Below are 14,958 nucleotides of genomic sequence, written 5' to 3'. Positions count from 1 at the left end.
TTGTCGCTCGCAGCCCTCACGGGCTGCGGCTTCACGCCCGTCTACGGGCCGCAGGGCGGCGGCACAAAGCTGCTGAACGCGGTGGCGCTCGACGAGCCCACCGACCGCGACAGCTATGACTTCAACCAGCGCTTCGAGGAACGGCTCGGGCGCGGCATCGGCCCGTACCAGCTCAAGGTCAGCACCGCGGTGACCTCCAAGGGGCTGGGCTCGCTCGCCGACGGCCAGACCACGCGCTACCGCCTGACCGGCTGGGCGACTTACACGCTGAGCCCGGTGGGCGTGGACGAGGTTCTGGTCTCGGGCCGCACCAGCTCCTTCACCGCCTATTCCGCCACCGGCTCGACCGTGGCCACCCAGACCTCCGAACGCGATGCGTACCGGCGGCTCATGGTTATCCTCGCGGATCAGGTCGTCGACCGGCTGCTGCTCGAAGCGGACACGCTGTCGGAATGAAGCGCGCGCGATGAAGCTCACCGGTCGCGACGCACAGGCCTTCTTCCGCAAACCGGATGCGTCGCGCGCGGGCGTCCTGCTCTACGGCGAGGACGCGATGCGCGTCGCGCACCGCCGGCAGGAGGTCATCGCCGCGCTGGTCGGTCCCGAGGGCGAGGCCGAGATGCGCCTGACGCGGATCCAGGCCCCGGAGCTGCGGCGCGACCCGGCGATGCTGCTGGACGCGATCAAGGCGCAGGGCTTCTTCCCCGGTCCCCGCGTCGCCTTCGTCGAGGATGCGGGCGACGGGCTCTCGGAGGTGATCGGCACGGCGCTGGGCGACTGGCGCGACGGCGATGCGCAGGTCATCGTGACCGCGGGCCAGCTTGCCGCCAAGTCGAAGCTCCGCAAGCTCTTCGAGAGCCACCACAACGCGCTGGCCATCGGCATCTACTCGGACCCGCCCGGCCGCGATGAGATCGAGGCCGCGCTGCGCGCCGCGGGGCTCGAGCGGGTCGACCGCGCCGCCTTCGAGGCGCTCGAGGGGCTGGGCCGGGCGCTGGACCCGGGCGACTTCCGGCAGGTGCTCGAGAAGGTCGCGCTCTACAAGCTCGACGATCCCACGCCGCTCGCGCCCGAGGAGGTCGCCGCCTGCGCGCCCGCCTCGATCGAGGCCGAGCTCGACGACATCCTTCACGTGGTGGCCGAGGGCCGCAGCGCCGAGATCGGGCCGCTGGTGCAGCGGCTCGCCGGGCAGGGGGTCACGCCGGTCACGCTGCTGATCATGGCAATGCGCCATTTCCGCGTGCTCTACGCGCTGGCCTCGGCCCCCGGCGGGCCGCAGGCAGGGGTGCAGCGGCTGCGTCCGCCGCTCTTCGGGCCGCGCCGCGACCGGATGCTGCGGCAGGCGCAGGGCTGGCAGCCCGACCGCCTCGAGGCGGCGCTGGCGATGCTGATGGACACCGACCTGTCGCTGCGCTCGGCCGGGCAGCGGGCGCCCGCCATGGCGCTGGTCGAACGCGGGTTCGTGCGGCTTGCCTGGCTGAAGAACCGCCGCTAGGCCGCGCCCGGCCTGCTTGCACCACCCCGGCGCCCCGCCTAGGGTCGCCGCGACACAGGCAAGGGGGCACCACATGCAGCACGAGTTTCCGGTCCGGGTCTATTACGAGGACACCGACATGGCGGGGATCGTCTACCACGCCAACTACCTGAAATATATCGAGCGCGCCCGGTCGGACTGGGTTCTCGGCATGGGCATCGACCAGAGCGCCCTGCGCGAGAGCGAGGGCATCGTCTTCGTCATCCGCCGCATCGAGGCCGACTTCCGCGCCTCGGCCCGTTTCGACGACCGGCTCACGGTGATGACCCGCGTGGGCGCGGTGAGCGGCGTGCGGCTGGTGCTGCACCAGGAGGTGCTGCGCGACGGCGAGCTGCTGTTCTCGGCCGAGGTGACGCTGGTCTCGATGACCCTCGACGGCCAGCCGGTGCGCCTGCCTCAGGCGCTGCGCCGCAAGGTGCACTGAGCCGCCACCCTGTCCCGGAGGGCGGCCCGGCGGAAAGACGCCGGTGCGCCGCGCTGCAGCACCGCAGTTCTCGCCGATGACGCCAATGTGTTGGAGTTTCCCCTGCAAATACGCTAGAATCAACGGTAACGAGAGCCTCGAGAACAGAGGCCCGAGAGGAAAAGCAGGCTTATGGATCCACAAACCCTCGCGGTCGCGCAGGAGATCGACTTCTCCATGTGGGGCCTTTTCGCGCGCGCCACGCTCACGGTGAAGCTGGTGATGCTGATGCTCGTGCTGTCCTCGGTCTGGGGCTGGGCGATCATCTTCGAGAAGATCGTCAGCTACCGTCATGCCCGCCGCGAGGCCGCCCGCTTCGACCGGGCGTTCTGGTCGGGCGAGCCGCTCGACGAGCTCTACGACCAGATCGGCGCCGACCCAAAGGGCCGGGCGCAGCGGGTCTTCGCCGCCGGCATGACCGAGTGGCGCCGCTCGCACCGCGATGACGGCGGGTTGATCGCCGGGGCGCACGCCCGCATCGACCGGTCCATGGACGTGGCGATCCAGAAGGAAAGCGAAGAGCTCCAGCGCGGTCTGCCGGTGCTGGCGACGGTGGCCTCGGCCGCGCCCTTCGTCGGTCTCTTCGGCACGGTCTGGGGCATCATGCACGCCTTCATCGAGATCGCGAACCAGCAGGACACCTCGCTGGTGGTGGTGGCGCCCGGCATCGCCGAGGCGCTCTTCGCCACCGCGCTCGGCCTCGTCGCGGCCATCCCGGCGGTGATCTTCTACAACAAGCTCTCCGCCGACGCGAACCGCGTGATCGCCGGCTACGAGGCCTTCGCCGACGAATTCTCGACCATCCTCTCGCGCCAGCTGGATTCCTGATCCATGGCCGGGGGCGTGATGAAATCCGGGGGCGGCGGCGGCCGCAGGCGGCGCCGCGGCGGCCGGGGCGGGCAGCCCATGGCCGAGATCAACGTCACCCCGATGGTCGACGTGATGCTGGTGCTGCTCATCATCTTCATGGTGGCCGCGCCGCTGCTCACGGTCGGCGTGCCCGTCGAGCTTCCCAAGACCGCCGCCAGTGCGCTGCCGTCCGAGGCCGAAGAGCCGCTCGCGGTGACCATCACCGCCGACGGCGTGATCACCATCCAGACCACCGAGGTGCCGATGGACGAGCTGGTCAACCGGCTGCGCGCCATCGCGGTGGAGCGTGCCGACGACCGGATCTTCCTCCGCGCCGACGGGGCCGTGCCCTACCAGGTGGTGGCGCAGGTCATGGGCGCGCTGAACCGCGGCGGCTTTTCCTCGATCGGACTCGTCACCGACAGCGGCGGTCCCGCGTTGGACGGCGCGGACGGCGGCTGAGGGGGCCTGATTGCGCAGGAGTTTCCTCATATCGGCCGGAGTGCACGCTCTGGTCATCCTGTGGTTGCTGGTCGGAAACGTGTTCCGGCCGGATCCCCCGGAATTCGAGGTGTCGGCGGTGTCGGTGTTCTCGGAAGACGAATTCGCCGCGATGACCCGTGCGGCGCAGGCGCCCGAGGCCCAGCAGGAGGTCGACGCCCCGCCGAGCCTGGCCGAGCCGCCCGAGCCCGAGCCCACCCCCGAGGCGCGCCCGCAGCCGCGTCCCGAGCCGCAGCCCACGCCCGAGCCGACCCCGGCACCGGAGCCTCCGGTCGCCGAGACGCAGCCCGAACCCGAACCGGCTCCCGAGCCCGCTCCGGAACCGGAGCCCGTGCCCCAGCCGCCGCAGCCCGAGCCCGAGCCCGAACCGGTGCCGGAACCGCTGCCCCCGGCTGCCGAGACCGTGCCGGAGGTGTTCGCGCCCGAGTCCGCGCCGCGCCCGATCCCGCGCCCCGCGCCGCGCGTCGCCCCGGAACCGGTGGCACCGCCCGAAGAGGACGTGACCGTCGCCGAGGAGGCGCAGCAGGCCGCCGATCCCGAGTCCGAGAGCCCGGACGTGGTCGAGGAAGAGCAGGAGGCCACCGCCCCCGAGGAGACCGCGACCGAGATCGTGACCGAGGCCGAGACCCCGGCCGCCTCGGCGCCGTCGCAGTCGGTGCGTCCACGCACCCGCCCGAGCGACATCGCCTCGCGCTCCGAACCCGAGCCGGAGACCCCGGCGCGTCCGGAACCTGAACAGCCGGCCAGCGAGTCGACCGCCTCGACCCCCGCCGCCGAGCCCGAGCCCGCCGATGACGCGGTCGCCGATGCCATCGCCGAGGCGCTTGCTGCCGGAGGCGGGGGCGGATCGTCGAGCTCGGACGCGCCCTCGGGGCCGCCGCTCACCCGCGGCGAACAGGACGCGCTGCGCCTTGCGGTGCAGCGGTGCTGGATCGTCGACGTGGGCAGCGAGGCCGCAAACGTGACCGTGACGGTGTCCATGGACATGGAGCCGAACGGGCAGGTGGTGTCCTCGAGCCTCAAGCTGGTTGGCAGCTCGGGCGGCAGTTCGTCGGCCGCCGACACCGCCTTCCAGGCGGCGCGGCGTGCGATCCTGCGCTGCCAGGGCGCCGGCTACGAGCTTCCGCAGGACAAGTACCAGCAGTGGAAGCGCATCGAGATGACTTTCAATCCCGACGACATGAGGCTGCGATGAGCGTTGCGACGGCAAGGAACCGCGCACGCGGAATTCGCAGAATCCCTGTCGGAGGGCTATCAGGGCGCTATCATCCTGCAAAACGCGCGAATGACGCTGGCAGGACGGGCAAGGAGACGTTTGGCATGAGATTTCTGATGGCTTTGTGCATGGCACTGGCCGCCGCGCTGGTGCTGCCCGCGGCGGCACGGGCTCAGGACGGACCGCTGCGGATCGAGATCACCGAGGGCACCATCGAGCCGATGGCCTACGCGGTGCCCGACTTCGTCGCCGAGACGCCGGGGGCGCAGCAATACGCCCAGCAGATCGCGCGCGTGGTGGCCGATGACCTCACCGGCACGGGCCTTTTCCGCGAGATCCCGCGCGACGCCCACATCAGCCGCATCACCTCGTTCGAAAGCCCGGTGCAGTTCGCCGACTGGAAGGCGATCAACGCGCTGGTGCTGCTCACCGGCGCCGTGTCCGAGGAGGGGGGGCGGATCAGCGTGAAGTTCCGCGTCTGGGACGTCTTCGCCGGCACCGAGCTTGGCGACGGCATGCAGTTCGCCGCCACCGCCGACGGCTGGCGCCGGCTGGCCCACAAGGTTGCCGACCAGGTCTATTCGCGTCTCACCGGCGAGACCGGCTACTTCGACAGCCGCGTGGTCTTCGTCTCGGAGAGCGGTCCCAAGGAGCAGCGCGCCAAGCGGCTCGCCATCATGGATTACGACGGCGCCAACGTGCAGTACCTGACCGACTCGCGCTCGATCGTGCTGGCGCCGCGCTTCTCGCCCAACGGCGACCGCGTGCTCTACACCAGCTACGAGACCGGCGAGCCGCAGATCCACGTGCTCAACGTGGGCGCCGTGCAGAGCCGCATCCTGCGCTCGGCCGCCGGCGTCATGAGCTTCGCGCCGCGCTTCTCACCCGACGGCAGCCGCGTCGTCTACTCGGTGACGCAGGGCTCGAACACCGACATCTACATGATGGACGTCGCCAGCGGCGCGAGCACCCAGCTTACCGCCACCCCGGCGATCGAGACCGCGCCCAGCTTCTCGCCGGACGGCAGCCGCATCGTCTTCGAGAGCGACCGCTCGGGCACCCAGCAGCTTTACGTGATGCCCGCCGGCGGCGGCGAGGCGACGCGGATCAGCTTCGGGCAGGGCCGCTACGGCACCCCGGTGTGGTCGCCGCGGGGCGACATGATCGCCTTCACCAAGCAGCATCAGGGCCGCTTCCACATCGGCGTGATGCGCACCGACGGCAGCGAGGAACGCCTCCTGACCGCCTCGCCGCTGGACGAGGGCCCGACCTGGGCGCCCAACGGCCGCGTCCTCATGTTCTCGCGCGAGACGCTCGGCGCGCAGGGCACCTCGTCGCTCTATACCGTCGACGTGGCGGGCCGGAAGCTGACCCGCGTGCGCACGCCCGACGGCGCCTCGGACCCGAGCTGGGGCCCGCTGCAGTGATGCCGGGCGGCAGGAGTCCCGATCACGGGATTTTTGCCGCCACACCCCCTTGCCGGGGTCTTCGCGACTTTTCCATGTCCCGCAGGCTGTGCTAGCGTGCGGGCAAGATACGAGCAGGACAGTCTCATGACATATTTCTCCAAGGCCCTGATGATCGCCGCCGTGCTGGGCATGGCGGCCTGCACCAACGGCAACCGTTTCTCCGACGCGGACGCCGCTGGCGGCTACGGCGCGGGGGCCGGTGCCAATGGCGGCATCGTTCCGGGCAGCGCCAGCGACCCGGCCTCGCCGGCCTACTTCAACCAGACCATCGGTGACCGCGTGTTCTTCGCCGTCGATCAGTCGACCCTGTCGCCGCAGGCGCAGGCGACGCTCGATGCGCAGGCACAGTGGCTGATGACCAACAGCGACTACCTCGCCGTGATCGAAGGTCACGCCGACGAGCAGGGCACCCGCGAGTACAACATCGCGCTCGGCGCCCGCCGCGCCAACGCCACGATGGAATACCTCGTGTCCAAGGGCATCGCCTCCAACCGCCTGCGCTTCATCAGCTACGGCAAGGAGCGCCCGGTCGAGGTCTGCGCCGAGGAAGCCTGCTATTCCAAGAACCGTCGCGCGGTCACCGTGATCTCGATGGGTCTCGGGAGCTGATCTGCATGCGCCTTGTCGCAATCGCACTCTGCCTGGGCCTCGCGGCGACCGCCGTGCAGGCCCAGGATTCGGAAACGCTCGCCGACATCCGGCAGGACCTCACGGTCCTGAAGGGCGAGCTGCTGCGTCTCAAGCAGGAGATGAACACCACCGGGGCGACCGGGGTTCAGGTTAGTGGCGGCATGCTCGACCGGGTCAATACCATCGAGGCCGAGCTGCAGCGCGTCACCGCCCGCACCGAGGAGCTTCAGCACCGGATCGACACCGTGGTCCAGGACGGCAGCAACCGGGTCGGCGATCTCGAGTTCCGGCTCTGCGAGATCGAGCCGGGTTGCGACATCGGCAGCCTTGGCGACAGCCCGCTTCTCGGCGGCGAGAGCACCACCTCTTCGGTGACGGCGCCGGCGCCGCTTCCCGGTCCGGTGCAGGGGGGGCAGGGCAACCAGCAGGCGGGCGGCGCGCAACTTGCCGTGGGCGAAGAGACGGACTTCCGGCGAGCCCAGGAGGCGCTCGCCTCGGGTGACTTTCAATCCGCCGCGGACCAGTTTGCGTCCTTCCGCCAGACCTTTCCGGGGAGCCCCCTAGAACCGGCGGCCCTGCTGGGTGAAGGCAAGGCGCTGGCCGACGTGGGCAACACCCGCGAGGCCGCGCGGCGCTTTCTCGACACCTACGCGAACTACCCCGAGAGCGACGCCGCGCCCGAGGCGCTGTGGCGGCTCGGGGCGTCGCTGGGCGCACTGGGCAGCGTCAGCGAAGCCTGCGTCACCCTATCGGAGGTCTCGGCCCGCTACCCCGGGTCGGCGTCGGTGACCGACGCACAGGCCGAAATGGGCCGCCTCGGCTGCCAGTGACGCCGTCCCTGGACCAGCGCTTCGCCGATGCCATGGGCGCGGCGCTGGGTCCGGATTTTCCCTCGGACATCGGTCTCGCCGTCTCGGGCGGCGGCGACAGCATGGCGATGCTCACCCTCGCCCACAACTGGACCCACCGCTGGGGCGTGCGGCTCTGGGTGGTGACGGTCGACCACGGGCTGCGTCCCGAGGCGGCGGCCGAGGCCGCACTGGTGCGCGACACCTGCGCCGAGCTCGGCTGGCCCCATGCCACGCTGCGCTGGCACTGGGACGGGCAGGGCAACCTCATGGACGCGGCGCGGCGCGGGCGGCTCTCGCTGATCGGGCGCTGGCGCGGCGGCCTGCCGGCGGTGCTTTTCGCCCACACCCGCGACGACGTGGCCGAGACGTTCCTCATGCGCCTTGCGCGGGGCTCCGGTGTCGACGGGCTTTCCGCCATGGCCCCCGTGCGCGAGATCCGCGACGTGGCCCCGCCCGCACCGCTGACCGAGGATGAGTGCTGCGGCGACCGCCCGCCTGGCATCGCGACCGAGGGCTTCCGGGTCGTCCGCCCCTGCCTCGACATGGGGCGCGAGGAGCTGCGGCACTACCTGCGCGTCCTGAAGGGGCGCTGGGTTGACGACCCCAGCAACGAGGATCCGCACTACGACCGCGCCCGCGTCCGTAAGCTGCTTGCCGAGCTGGCGCCGCAGGGGCTCGGGACCGAGACCCTCGCCGCCACGGCGGGGCGCATGTCCCGCGCCCGCGAGGCGCTTCGGGCCCGCGCCGTTGCCGCGTGGCACGGCTGCGGGCGCGAGGGCGTCGCGGGCGACCTCATCCTCGAGCGCGACGCCTTCGCGGCGCTGGAGGCGGACACCCGCATGCGGCTTCTCGCGGCGGCGCTGCAATACGTCTCGTCGGCGGAGTACCGCCCGCGCGCCGCGCAACTCGAGGCGCTGCTCGACCGGCTGGATGCCGGGGCGGGCGGTACCCTGCACGGGGCCGAGCTGCGCTGCGACCGCGCCGAGATCCGGATCTTCCGCGAATATGCCGCCGTCGCCGGGCTGCGACGGGCCGTGACGGAGGGCGGGCTCTGGGACGGCAGGTGGCGCGTCAGCCACCCGACACCGTCAGGGCTCGAGATTCGCGCCCTTGGCGAGGACGGCTGGCGGCAGTCGGCGGAACGCCGGGCAGGCGGGCCGCCTCATGCCGTTGCACGGGCTTTGCCGGCGATCTGGGATGGGGACAGGCTTGTCGCCTGCGATGCGCTTGGGATCGGTCCGGGCGGGACGACGCGGCTTTGTCCGGGCGGGATCGAAGGCCAGAGCTACCCGGCTTTTCTTCTTTCGCATTGAACGTGTCGCCCCGATCCTTATGTTAGGTACATCGCGCTCGGCTCGGGCGCGCAAGGCATGTTTGGAGGCTTTCCTTGGGCAACGCACGCAATATCGCCTTCTGGGTGGTCCTGTTCCTACTGATCCTGGCGCTGTTCAACCTGTTCTCGGGCGGCGGCAGCACGCTGCAGAGCCGTGAGATCAGCTATTCGGACTTCGTGTCCGCGGTCGAGGCGGACAACGTCAGTTCGGTGACCATCGACGGCGAGCAGATCCGGTACCGCAGCACCGATGGCACCGACTACGTGACGGTCAAACCCCAGGACGCCCAGGTCACGGACCTCCTGATCGACAACGGCGTGACGGTCCGGGCGGAACAGCAGGAACAATCAGGCTTCCAGGCCTTCCTGCTCTCGCTCCTGCCGTTCCTGCTGCTGATCGGCGTCTGGATCTACTTCATGAACCGGATGCAGGGGGGCGGCAAAGGCGGCGCCATGGGCTTCGGCAAGTCCAAGGCCAAGCTCCTCACCGAAAAGCACGGCCGCGTCACCTTCGACGACGTGGCGGGCATCGACGAGGCCAAGGAAGAGCTGGAAGAGATCGTCGAATTCCTGCGCAACCCGCAGAAGTTCTCGCGCCTCGGCGGCAAGATCCCCAAGGGGGCGCTGCTGGTGGGCCCTCCGGGCACCGGTAAGACGCTGCTCGCACGCGCCATCGCGGGCGAGGCGGGCGTGCCGTTCTTCACCATCTCGGGCTCCGACTTCGTCGAGATGTTCGTCGGCGTCGGTGCGAGCCGCGTGCGCGACATGTTCGAGCAGGCCAAGAAGAACGCGCCCTGCATCGTCTTCATCGACGAGATCGACGCCGTCGGCCGTAACCGTGGCTCGGGCTACGGCGGTGGCAACGACGAACGCGAGCAGACCCTGAACCAGCTGCTGGTCGAGATGGACGGCTTCGAGGCCAACGAGGGCGTCATCATCATCGCGGCCACCAACCGCCGCGACGTGCTCGACCCCGCGCTGCTGCGTCCGGGCCGCTTCGACCGCCAGGTCATGGTCGGCAACCCCGATATCAAGGGCCGCGAGAAGATCCTTGGCGTGCACGCCCGCAAGACCCCGCTCGGCCCCGACGTCGACCTGCGCATCATCGCGCGCGGCACCCCGGGCTTCTCGGGTGCGGATCTCGCGAACCTGGTGAACGAGGCGGCGCTCATGGCGGCCCGCGTCGGTCGCCGCTTCGTGACGATGGAAGACTTCGAGAACGCCAAGGACAAGGTCATGATGGGCGCCGAGCGCCGTTCCATGGTCCTGACCGCGGAGCAGAAGGAAAAGACCGCCTACCACGAAGCCGGCCATGCCGTCGTGGGTCTTGCCCTTCCGCAGTGCGATCCGGTCTACAAGGCGACGATCATCCCGCGCGGCGGTGCCCTCGGGATGGTGGTCTCGCTGCCCGAGATCGACCGCCTGAACTGGCACAAATCCGAGTGCGAGGAAAAGCTCGCGATGACCATGGCGGGCAAGGCCGCCGAGATCATCAAGTACGGCGAGCCCAACGTCTCGAACGGCCCCGCTGGCGACATCCAGCAGGCCTCGGCACTGGCACGGGCCATGGTCCTGCGCTGGGGCATGTCGGACAAGGTCGGCAACATCGACTACTCCGAGGCGCACGAGGGCTACCAGGGCAACACCGCCGGTCTCTCGGTGTCGGCGCACACCAAGGAGATGATCGAGGACGAGGTGAAGACCTTCATCCAGGACGCCTACGAGCGCGCCTACCAGATCCTGACCGAGCGCAAGGAAGACTGGGAGCGCCTCGCGCAGGGTCTGCTGGAGTACGAGACCCTTACCGGCGAGGAGATCAAGCGCGTGATGAAGGGCGAGCCGCCACACGCGGGCGACAGCGCCGAGACGGATTCGGGCGACGACACGCCCAGCGTCACCGCCATCCCCAAGACCAAGCCCAAGACCAAGCCGGCGGGCGAGGGTGGGCTGGAGCCTGAGCCGTCTGCATGAACACTGACGCAAAGTCAGATTGGGGCCCCGGACTCTATCACAGATTCCGGGGCCTTCGTTTGCGCCCCGCCATCGACCTGCTGCACAGCCTCGGACCGCTGCCCGAGGGGCCGGTGGTCGATCTCGGTTGCGGCAGCGGCGCGGTGGGCCCGGCGCTGAAGCAGCTGGGACGGACGCTCACCGGCGTCGACCTGAGCCCCGCGATGCTGAACGAGGCGCGCGCCGTCGGCTGCTACGACGAGCTGGTCGAGGCCGATCTCGCCACGTGGGAGCCCGAGACGCCGCCCGCGCTGATCTTCTCGAACGCCGCGCTGCACTGGCTCGACGGGCACGAGACGCTTCTGCCCAGGCTGGTCTCGATGCTGGCACCGGGCGGCACGCTCGCCGTGCAGGTGCCGCACCAGAACAACGCGCCCTCGCACCGGCTGTGGCTGACGCTGGCCGAGGAGCTGTTCCCCGACAGCACCGACCCGGACGCGGTGCCCTCGATCCTGCTGCCGGTGCAGTACCATCGCCTTCTGGCGCCGCTCGGGAAGCTGTCGTTGTGGGAAACGGAGTACTACCAGGACCTGCCCGCCGAGGAGACCGGCCACCCGGTGCGCCGCTTCACCGAATCGACCTTTGCGCGCCCGGTGCTCGAGCCGCTCGACTTGGCCGGCCGCACCCGGCTGATCGCCGCCTACGAGAGCGTCATCGGCAGCGCCTACCCGCCGTTCCCGGACGGGCGCGTTCTCTTCCCGTTCCGCAGGTTGTTCTTCACCCTCACGCGCTAACAGCCCACCGCGAAATAATCGTGAATTTGCCCCGGCCGGGTTGGACGCCACCACCGGCTTGGGCAAGGTCGACCGGATTCCAAGGAGTTGCCGAACCATGCCTGCTTTGAAACCCACCGACTTCACGGCCACCGTACGCTGGCTCGGGCGCGTCCCCGAGACCGACGAGGGGCTGCGCTCGGTCGCGGTGGACCATCTCGAGCTCGGGTTCGAAGGCGCGGTGGGCGAGCGCCATTCCGGCCTGACCCGCCCCTCCTGCAGCCGTCTCCTGTCGCAGCATCCCCGCGGCACCGAGATCCGCAACGTCCGCCAGCTTGCGATGATGTCGGTAGAGGAGATCGCCCGCATCGCCGAGCGCATGGGGCTCGGGTCCCTCGAGCACGAATGGCTCGGGACGTCGGTGGTGCTCGAGGGGCTGCCGGATTTCTCGCACATCCCGCCGTCCTCGCGGCTGCAGGGGCCGGACGGGCTGACGCTTGCGGTGGACATGGAAAACCGCCCCTGCGTGCTGCCGGGGCGCGAGATCGAGACCGAGCGCGAGGGTTTCGGCAAGCGCTTCAAGCCCGCCGCCGCAGGGCTGCGCGGCGTTACCGCCTGGGTCGAGCGCCCGGGTAGGCTGGCCCTCGGCGACGTGCTCACGCTGCACATCCCCGACCAGCCGTTCTGGGCCCATATCGAGGCGGTGCGCGGCTGATCCCGGGCGGGCAACGGCCCGCCGCCTGGCCCGGTCGGTGGCCGAAACGCCGCAACGCGACGACCCGATACGGATTGCGGTCTGTCCTCTCGCGAGCGGTTCGGGCAATGTCCGCGTGATCGTCAGACACAGGAGAACGCAGCCGTGGCCGTCAAGCCGGATATCGAGATCGCACGCGAAGCGCAGAAACGCCCGATCACCGAGATCGGCGCGAAACTCGGCATCCCGGCCGAGCAGCTGCTGCCCTACGGGCACGACAAGGCCAAGGTCTCGCAGGCGTTCATCGCCGGGCTCGAGGGGCGCAAGAGCGGCCGGCTGATCCTCGTCACCGCGATCAACCCGACCCCCGCGGGCGAGGGCAAGACCACCACCACCGTGGGTCTCGGCGACGGGCTGCAGCGCATCGGGCGCAAGGCGGCGATCTGCATCCGCGAGGCCTCGCTCGGGCCGAATTTCGGCATGAAGGGCGGCGCCGCCGGTGGCGGCTATGCGCAGATCGTGCCGATGGAGGAAATGAACCTCCATTTCACCGGCGACTTCCACGCCATCACCAGCGCCCATAACCTGCTGGCGGCGATGCTGGACAACCACATCTACTGGGGCAACGAGCATCAGATCGACGTGCGCCGCGTCGTCTGGCGCCGCGTCGTCGACATGAACGACCGGGCGCTGCGCCAGGTGGTGACCTCGCTCGGGGGCGTGGCCAACGGCTTCCCGCGAGAGAGCGGTTTCGACATCACCGTGGCATCCGAGGTCATGGCGATCCTCTGTCTCGCCGAGGATCTGCAGGACCTGCAGCGCCGTCTCGGCGACATGATCGTGGCCTATCGCCACGACCGCACCCCGGTCTTCGCCCGCGACATCGACGCCGACGGCGCCATGACCGTGTTGCTGCGCGACGCGATGCAGCCGAACCTCGTGCAGACGCTCGAACACACGCCCGCCTTCGTGCACGGCGGCCCGTTCGCCAACATCGCCCATGGCTGCAACTCGGTGATCGCCACCAAGACCGCGCTGCGGCTCGCCGATTACGTGGTGACCGAGGCGGGCTTCGGTGCCGATCTGGGCGCCGAGAAGTTCTTCGACATCAAGTGCCGCAAGGCCGGGCTGCACCCCGATTGCGTGGTGCTGGTGGCGACGGTGCGGGCGCTCAAGATGAACGGCGGGCTCGAGCGCGACGAGCTCGGCGACGAGAACGTCAGCGCGGTGCGCGAGGGCTGCTCGAACCTCGGGCGGCACATCCAGAACCTCAAGAGCTTCGGGGTGCCCGTGGTGGTGGCGATCAATCACTTCACCGGAGACACCGAGGCCGAGATCGACGCGGTGCGCGCCTACGTGGCCGGGCAGGGGGCCGAGGCGCATCTCTGCAAGCACTGGGCCGAGGGCGGTGCCGGCATCGAGGGACTGGCGACCCGGGTGGCCGAGATCGCCGACGCCGACCGCGCCCAGTTCGCGCCGCTCTATCCCGATCAGATGCCGCTCTGGCAGAAGATCGAATGCGTGGCCGAGCGCATCTACCACGCCCACGAGGTGACCGCCGACCAGCGCATCCACGAGCAGCTCGCCCAATGGGAGGCGCAGGGCTACGGCCACCTGCCGGTGTGCATGGCCAAGACCCAGTATTCCTTCTCGACCGATCCCGGCCTGCGCGGAGCCCCCGAGGGTCACGTCGTGCCTGTGCGCGAGGTGCGGCTCTCGGCCGGGGCGGGCTTCGTCGTGGCGATCTGCGGCGAGATCATGACCATGCCCGGACTGCCGCGCCGCCCCGCGGCTGAGAAGATCCGTCTCAACGACGCGGGCGAGGTCGAGGGACTGTTCTGATCGGCGCCCGGCGGGCGCTCATCGGAACGCGAAACGCCGCAGTCGGACCTCAAAGCGCCGCGTCCGGGCGTTGATCATTCCGTTCCGCAACGGCATTAGGGACGCGACGGCAGACAAGGAGCAGGCCCGATGCGGAACCCCGAAGACCTTGGCGACATGAGCGAACTGAGGGCCGAAGTCGACGTGACCGACCGCGCGCTGAGCGCGCTCCTCGGGCACCGCGCGCGGCTGATCTCGCGCGCCGCGGCGCTCAAGGAGGGCAACGGCTGGCCGGCCCGCATCGAAGACCGCGTCGACGAGGTGATCGGCAACGCCCGCGCGAACGCCGAGACCGATGGCTACGACCCGGCTCTGGCCGAGGCCCTCTGGCGCGAACTGGTGGAATGGTCGATCCGGCGCGAACAGACCGCGCTCGGGCGCGAGTGAGGGAGACCGACGTGACGGCACGGATCATCGACGGCAAGGCTTTTGCGGAGCAGGTGAGGGAGAAGGTCGCAGCGCATGTGGCGCGGCTGAAGGCGGACCACGGCATCACGCCGGGTCTGGCGGTGGTGCTCGTGGGCGAGGACCCGGCGAGCCAGGTCTACGTCCGCAACAAGGGCAGGCAGACCCTCGAGGCCGGGATGCAGAGCTTCGAGCACAAGCTGCCCGCCGAGACCTCCGAGGCCGACCTTCTGGCGCTGGTGGAGCGGCTGAACGCCGATCCGGCGGTGCATGGCATCCTCGTGCAGCTGCCGCTGCCGGACCACATGAACTCGGACGCGGTGATCAACGCGATCTCGCCCGCCAAGGACGTGGACGGGTTCCACATCTCGAACGTGGGCCTCCTGGGCACCGGCCAGAAGAGCATGGT

Annotated in this window: 16 protein-coding genes; all 16 read left to right on the top strand. The window is 69.9% G+C overall.

Annotated elements, in window-relative coordinates:
- Entirely contained in the window at positions 1 to 456 is a 456-nt protein-coding gene (lptE, locus tag BLQ77_RS24120) for an LPS assembly lipoprotein LptE (protein WP_242661845.1), read from the top strand.
- 10 nt (positions 457 to 466) lie between these two features.
- Positions 467 to 1,495, top strand: a complete 1,029-nt coding sequence (gene holA / locus BLQ77_RS24115) for a DNA polymerase III subunit delta (protein ID WP_089963423.1) — start codon at positions 467 to 469, stop codon at positions 1,493 to 1,495.
- A 73-nt stretch (positions 1,496 to 1,568) separates the two neighbouring features.
- On the top strand, positions 1,569 to 1,958 hold the full coding sequence (ybgC, locus tag BLQ77_RS24110) for a tol-pal system-associated acyl-CoA thioesterase (RefSeq protein ID WP_089963421.1): 390 nt from the start codon (positions 1,569 to 1,571) through the stop codon (positions 1,956 to 1,958).
- A 171-nt stretch (positions 1,959 to 2,129) separates the two neighbouring features.
- Positions 2,130 to 2,825, top strand: coding sequence for a protein TolQ (gene tolQ, locus BLQ77_RS24105; RefSeq protein WP_008886934.1), 696 nt, complete (start codon positions 2,130 to 2,132; stop codon positions 2,823 to 2,825).
- A gap of 3 nt (positions 2,826 to 2,828) precedes the next feature.
- Entirely contained in the window at positions 2,829 to 3,308 is a 480-nt protein-coding gene (tolR, locus tag BLQ77_RS24100; RefSeq protein WP_008887093.1) for a protein TolR, read from the top strand.
- Between the two features lie 10 nt (positions 3,309 to 3,318).
- Entirely contained in the window at positions 3,319 to 4,542 is a 1,224-nt protein-coding gene (tolA, locus tag BLQ77_RS24095; protein ID WP_242661844.1) for a cell envelope integrity protein TolA, read from the top strand.
- Between the two features lie 125 nt (positions 4,543 to 4,667).
- The gene (tolB, locus tag BLQ77_RS24090) at positions 4,668 to 5,990 is read left to right on the top strand and encodes a Tol-Pal system beta propeller repeat protein TolB (protein ID WP_207545885.1); all 1,323 of its coding nucleotides are present in this window, start codon (positions 4,668 to 4,670) and stop codon (positions 5,988 to 5,990) included.
- A 126-nt stretch (positions 5,991 to 6,116) separates the two neighbouring features.
- Entirely contained in the window at positions 6,117 to 6,641 is a 525-nt protein-coding gene (gene pal, locus BLQ77_RS24085; RefSeq protein ID WP_008886487.1) for a peptidoglycan-associated lipoprotein Pal, read from the top strand.
- A 5-nt stretch (positions 6,642 to 6,646) separates the two neighbouring features.
- Positions 6,647 to 7,492: a tol-pal system protein YbgF gene (gene ybgF, locus BLQ77_RS24080; RefSeq protein WP_089963417.1), complete on the top strand. Its 846-nt coding sequence runs from the start codon at positions 6,647 to 6,649 to the stop codon at positions 7,490 to 7,492.
- A gap of 32 nt (positions 7,493 to 7,524) precedes the next feature.
- Positions 7,525 to 8,826 (top strand): tRNA lysidine(34) synthetase TilS, encoded by a 1,302-nt coding sequence (gene tilS, locus BLQ77_RS24075; protein WP_446000280.1) that lies wholly within the window; start codon positions 7,525 to 7,527, stop codon positions 8,824 to 8,826.
- Between the two features lie 74 nt (positions 8,827 to 8,900).
- The gene (gene ftsH, locus BLQ77_RS24070) at positions 8,901 to 10,817 is read left to right on the top strand and encodes an ATP-dependent zinc metalloprotease FtsH (RefSeq protein ID WP_008887229.1); all 1,917 of its coding nucleotides are present in this window, start codon (positions 8,901 to 8,903) and stop codon (positions 10,815 to 10,817) included.
- 59 nt (positions 10,818 to 10,876) lie between these two features.
- Positions 10,877 to 11,590: a methyltransferase domain-containing protein gene (locus tag BLQ77_RS24065; protein ID WP_375360215.1), complete on the top strand. Its 714-nt coding sequence runs from the start codon at positions 10,877 to 10,879 to the stop codon at positions 11,588 to 11,590.
- Positions 11,591 to 11,687: 97 nt separating this feature from the next.
- Positions 11,688 to 12,284, top strand: a complete 597-nt coding sequence (locus BLQ77_RS24060) for an MOSC domain-containing protein (protein ID WP_008886904.1) — start codon at positions 11,688 to 11,690, stop codon at positions 12,282 to 12,284.
- 144 nt (positions 12,285 to 12,428) lie between these two features.
- Positions 12,429 to 14,105, top strand: coding sequence for a formate--tetrahydrofolate ligase (locus BLQ77_RS24055; RefSeq protein ID WP_089963412.1), 1,677 nt, complete (start codon positions 12,429 to 12,431; stop codon positions 14,103 to 14,105).
- Positions 14,106 to 14,234: 129 nt separating this feature from the next.
- Positions 14,235 to 14,531: a chorismate mutase gene (locus BLQ77_RS24050; protein ID WP_089963410.1), complete on the top strand. Its 297-nt coding sequence runs from the start codon at positions 14,235 to 14,237 to the stop codon at positions 14,529 to 14,531.
- Between the two features lie 11 nt (positions 14,532 to 14,542).
- The coding region (locus BLQ77_RS24045; protein WP_278184726.1) for a tetrahydrofolate dehydrogenase/cyclohydrolase catalytic domain-containing protein at positions 14,543 to 14,958 on the top strand (416 nt) is incomplete at its 3' end.

Source organism: Salipiger thiooxidans, assembly GCF_900102075.1.
Lineage (GTDB): Bacteria > Pseudomonadota > Alphaproteobacteria > Rhodobacterales > Rhodobacteraceae > Salipiger > Salipiger thiooxidans.
Note: the sequence above shows the minus strand (reverse complement) of the source record. Positions and strands in the feature narration are given on the sequence as shown.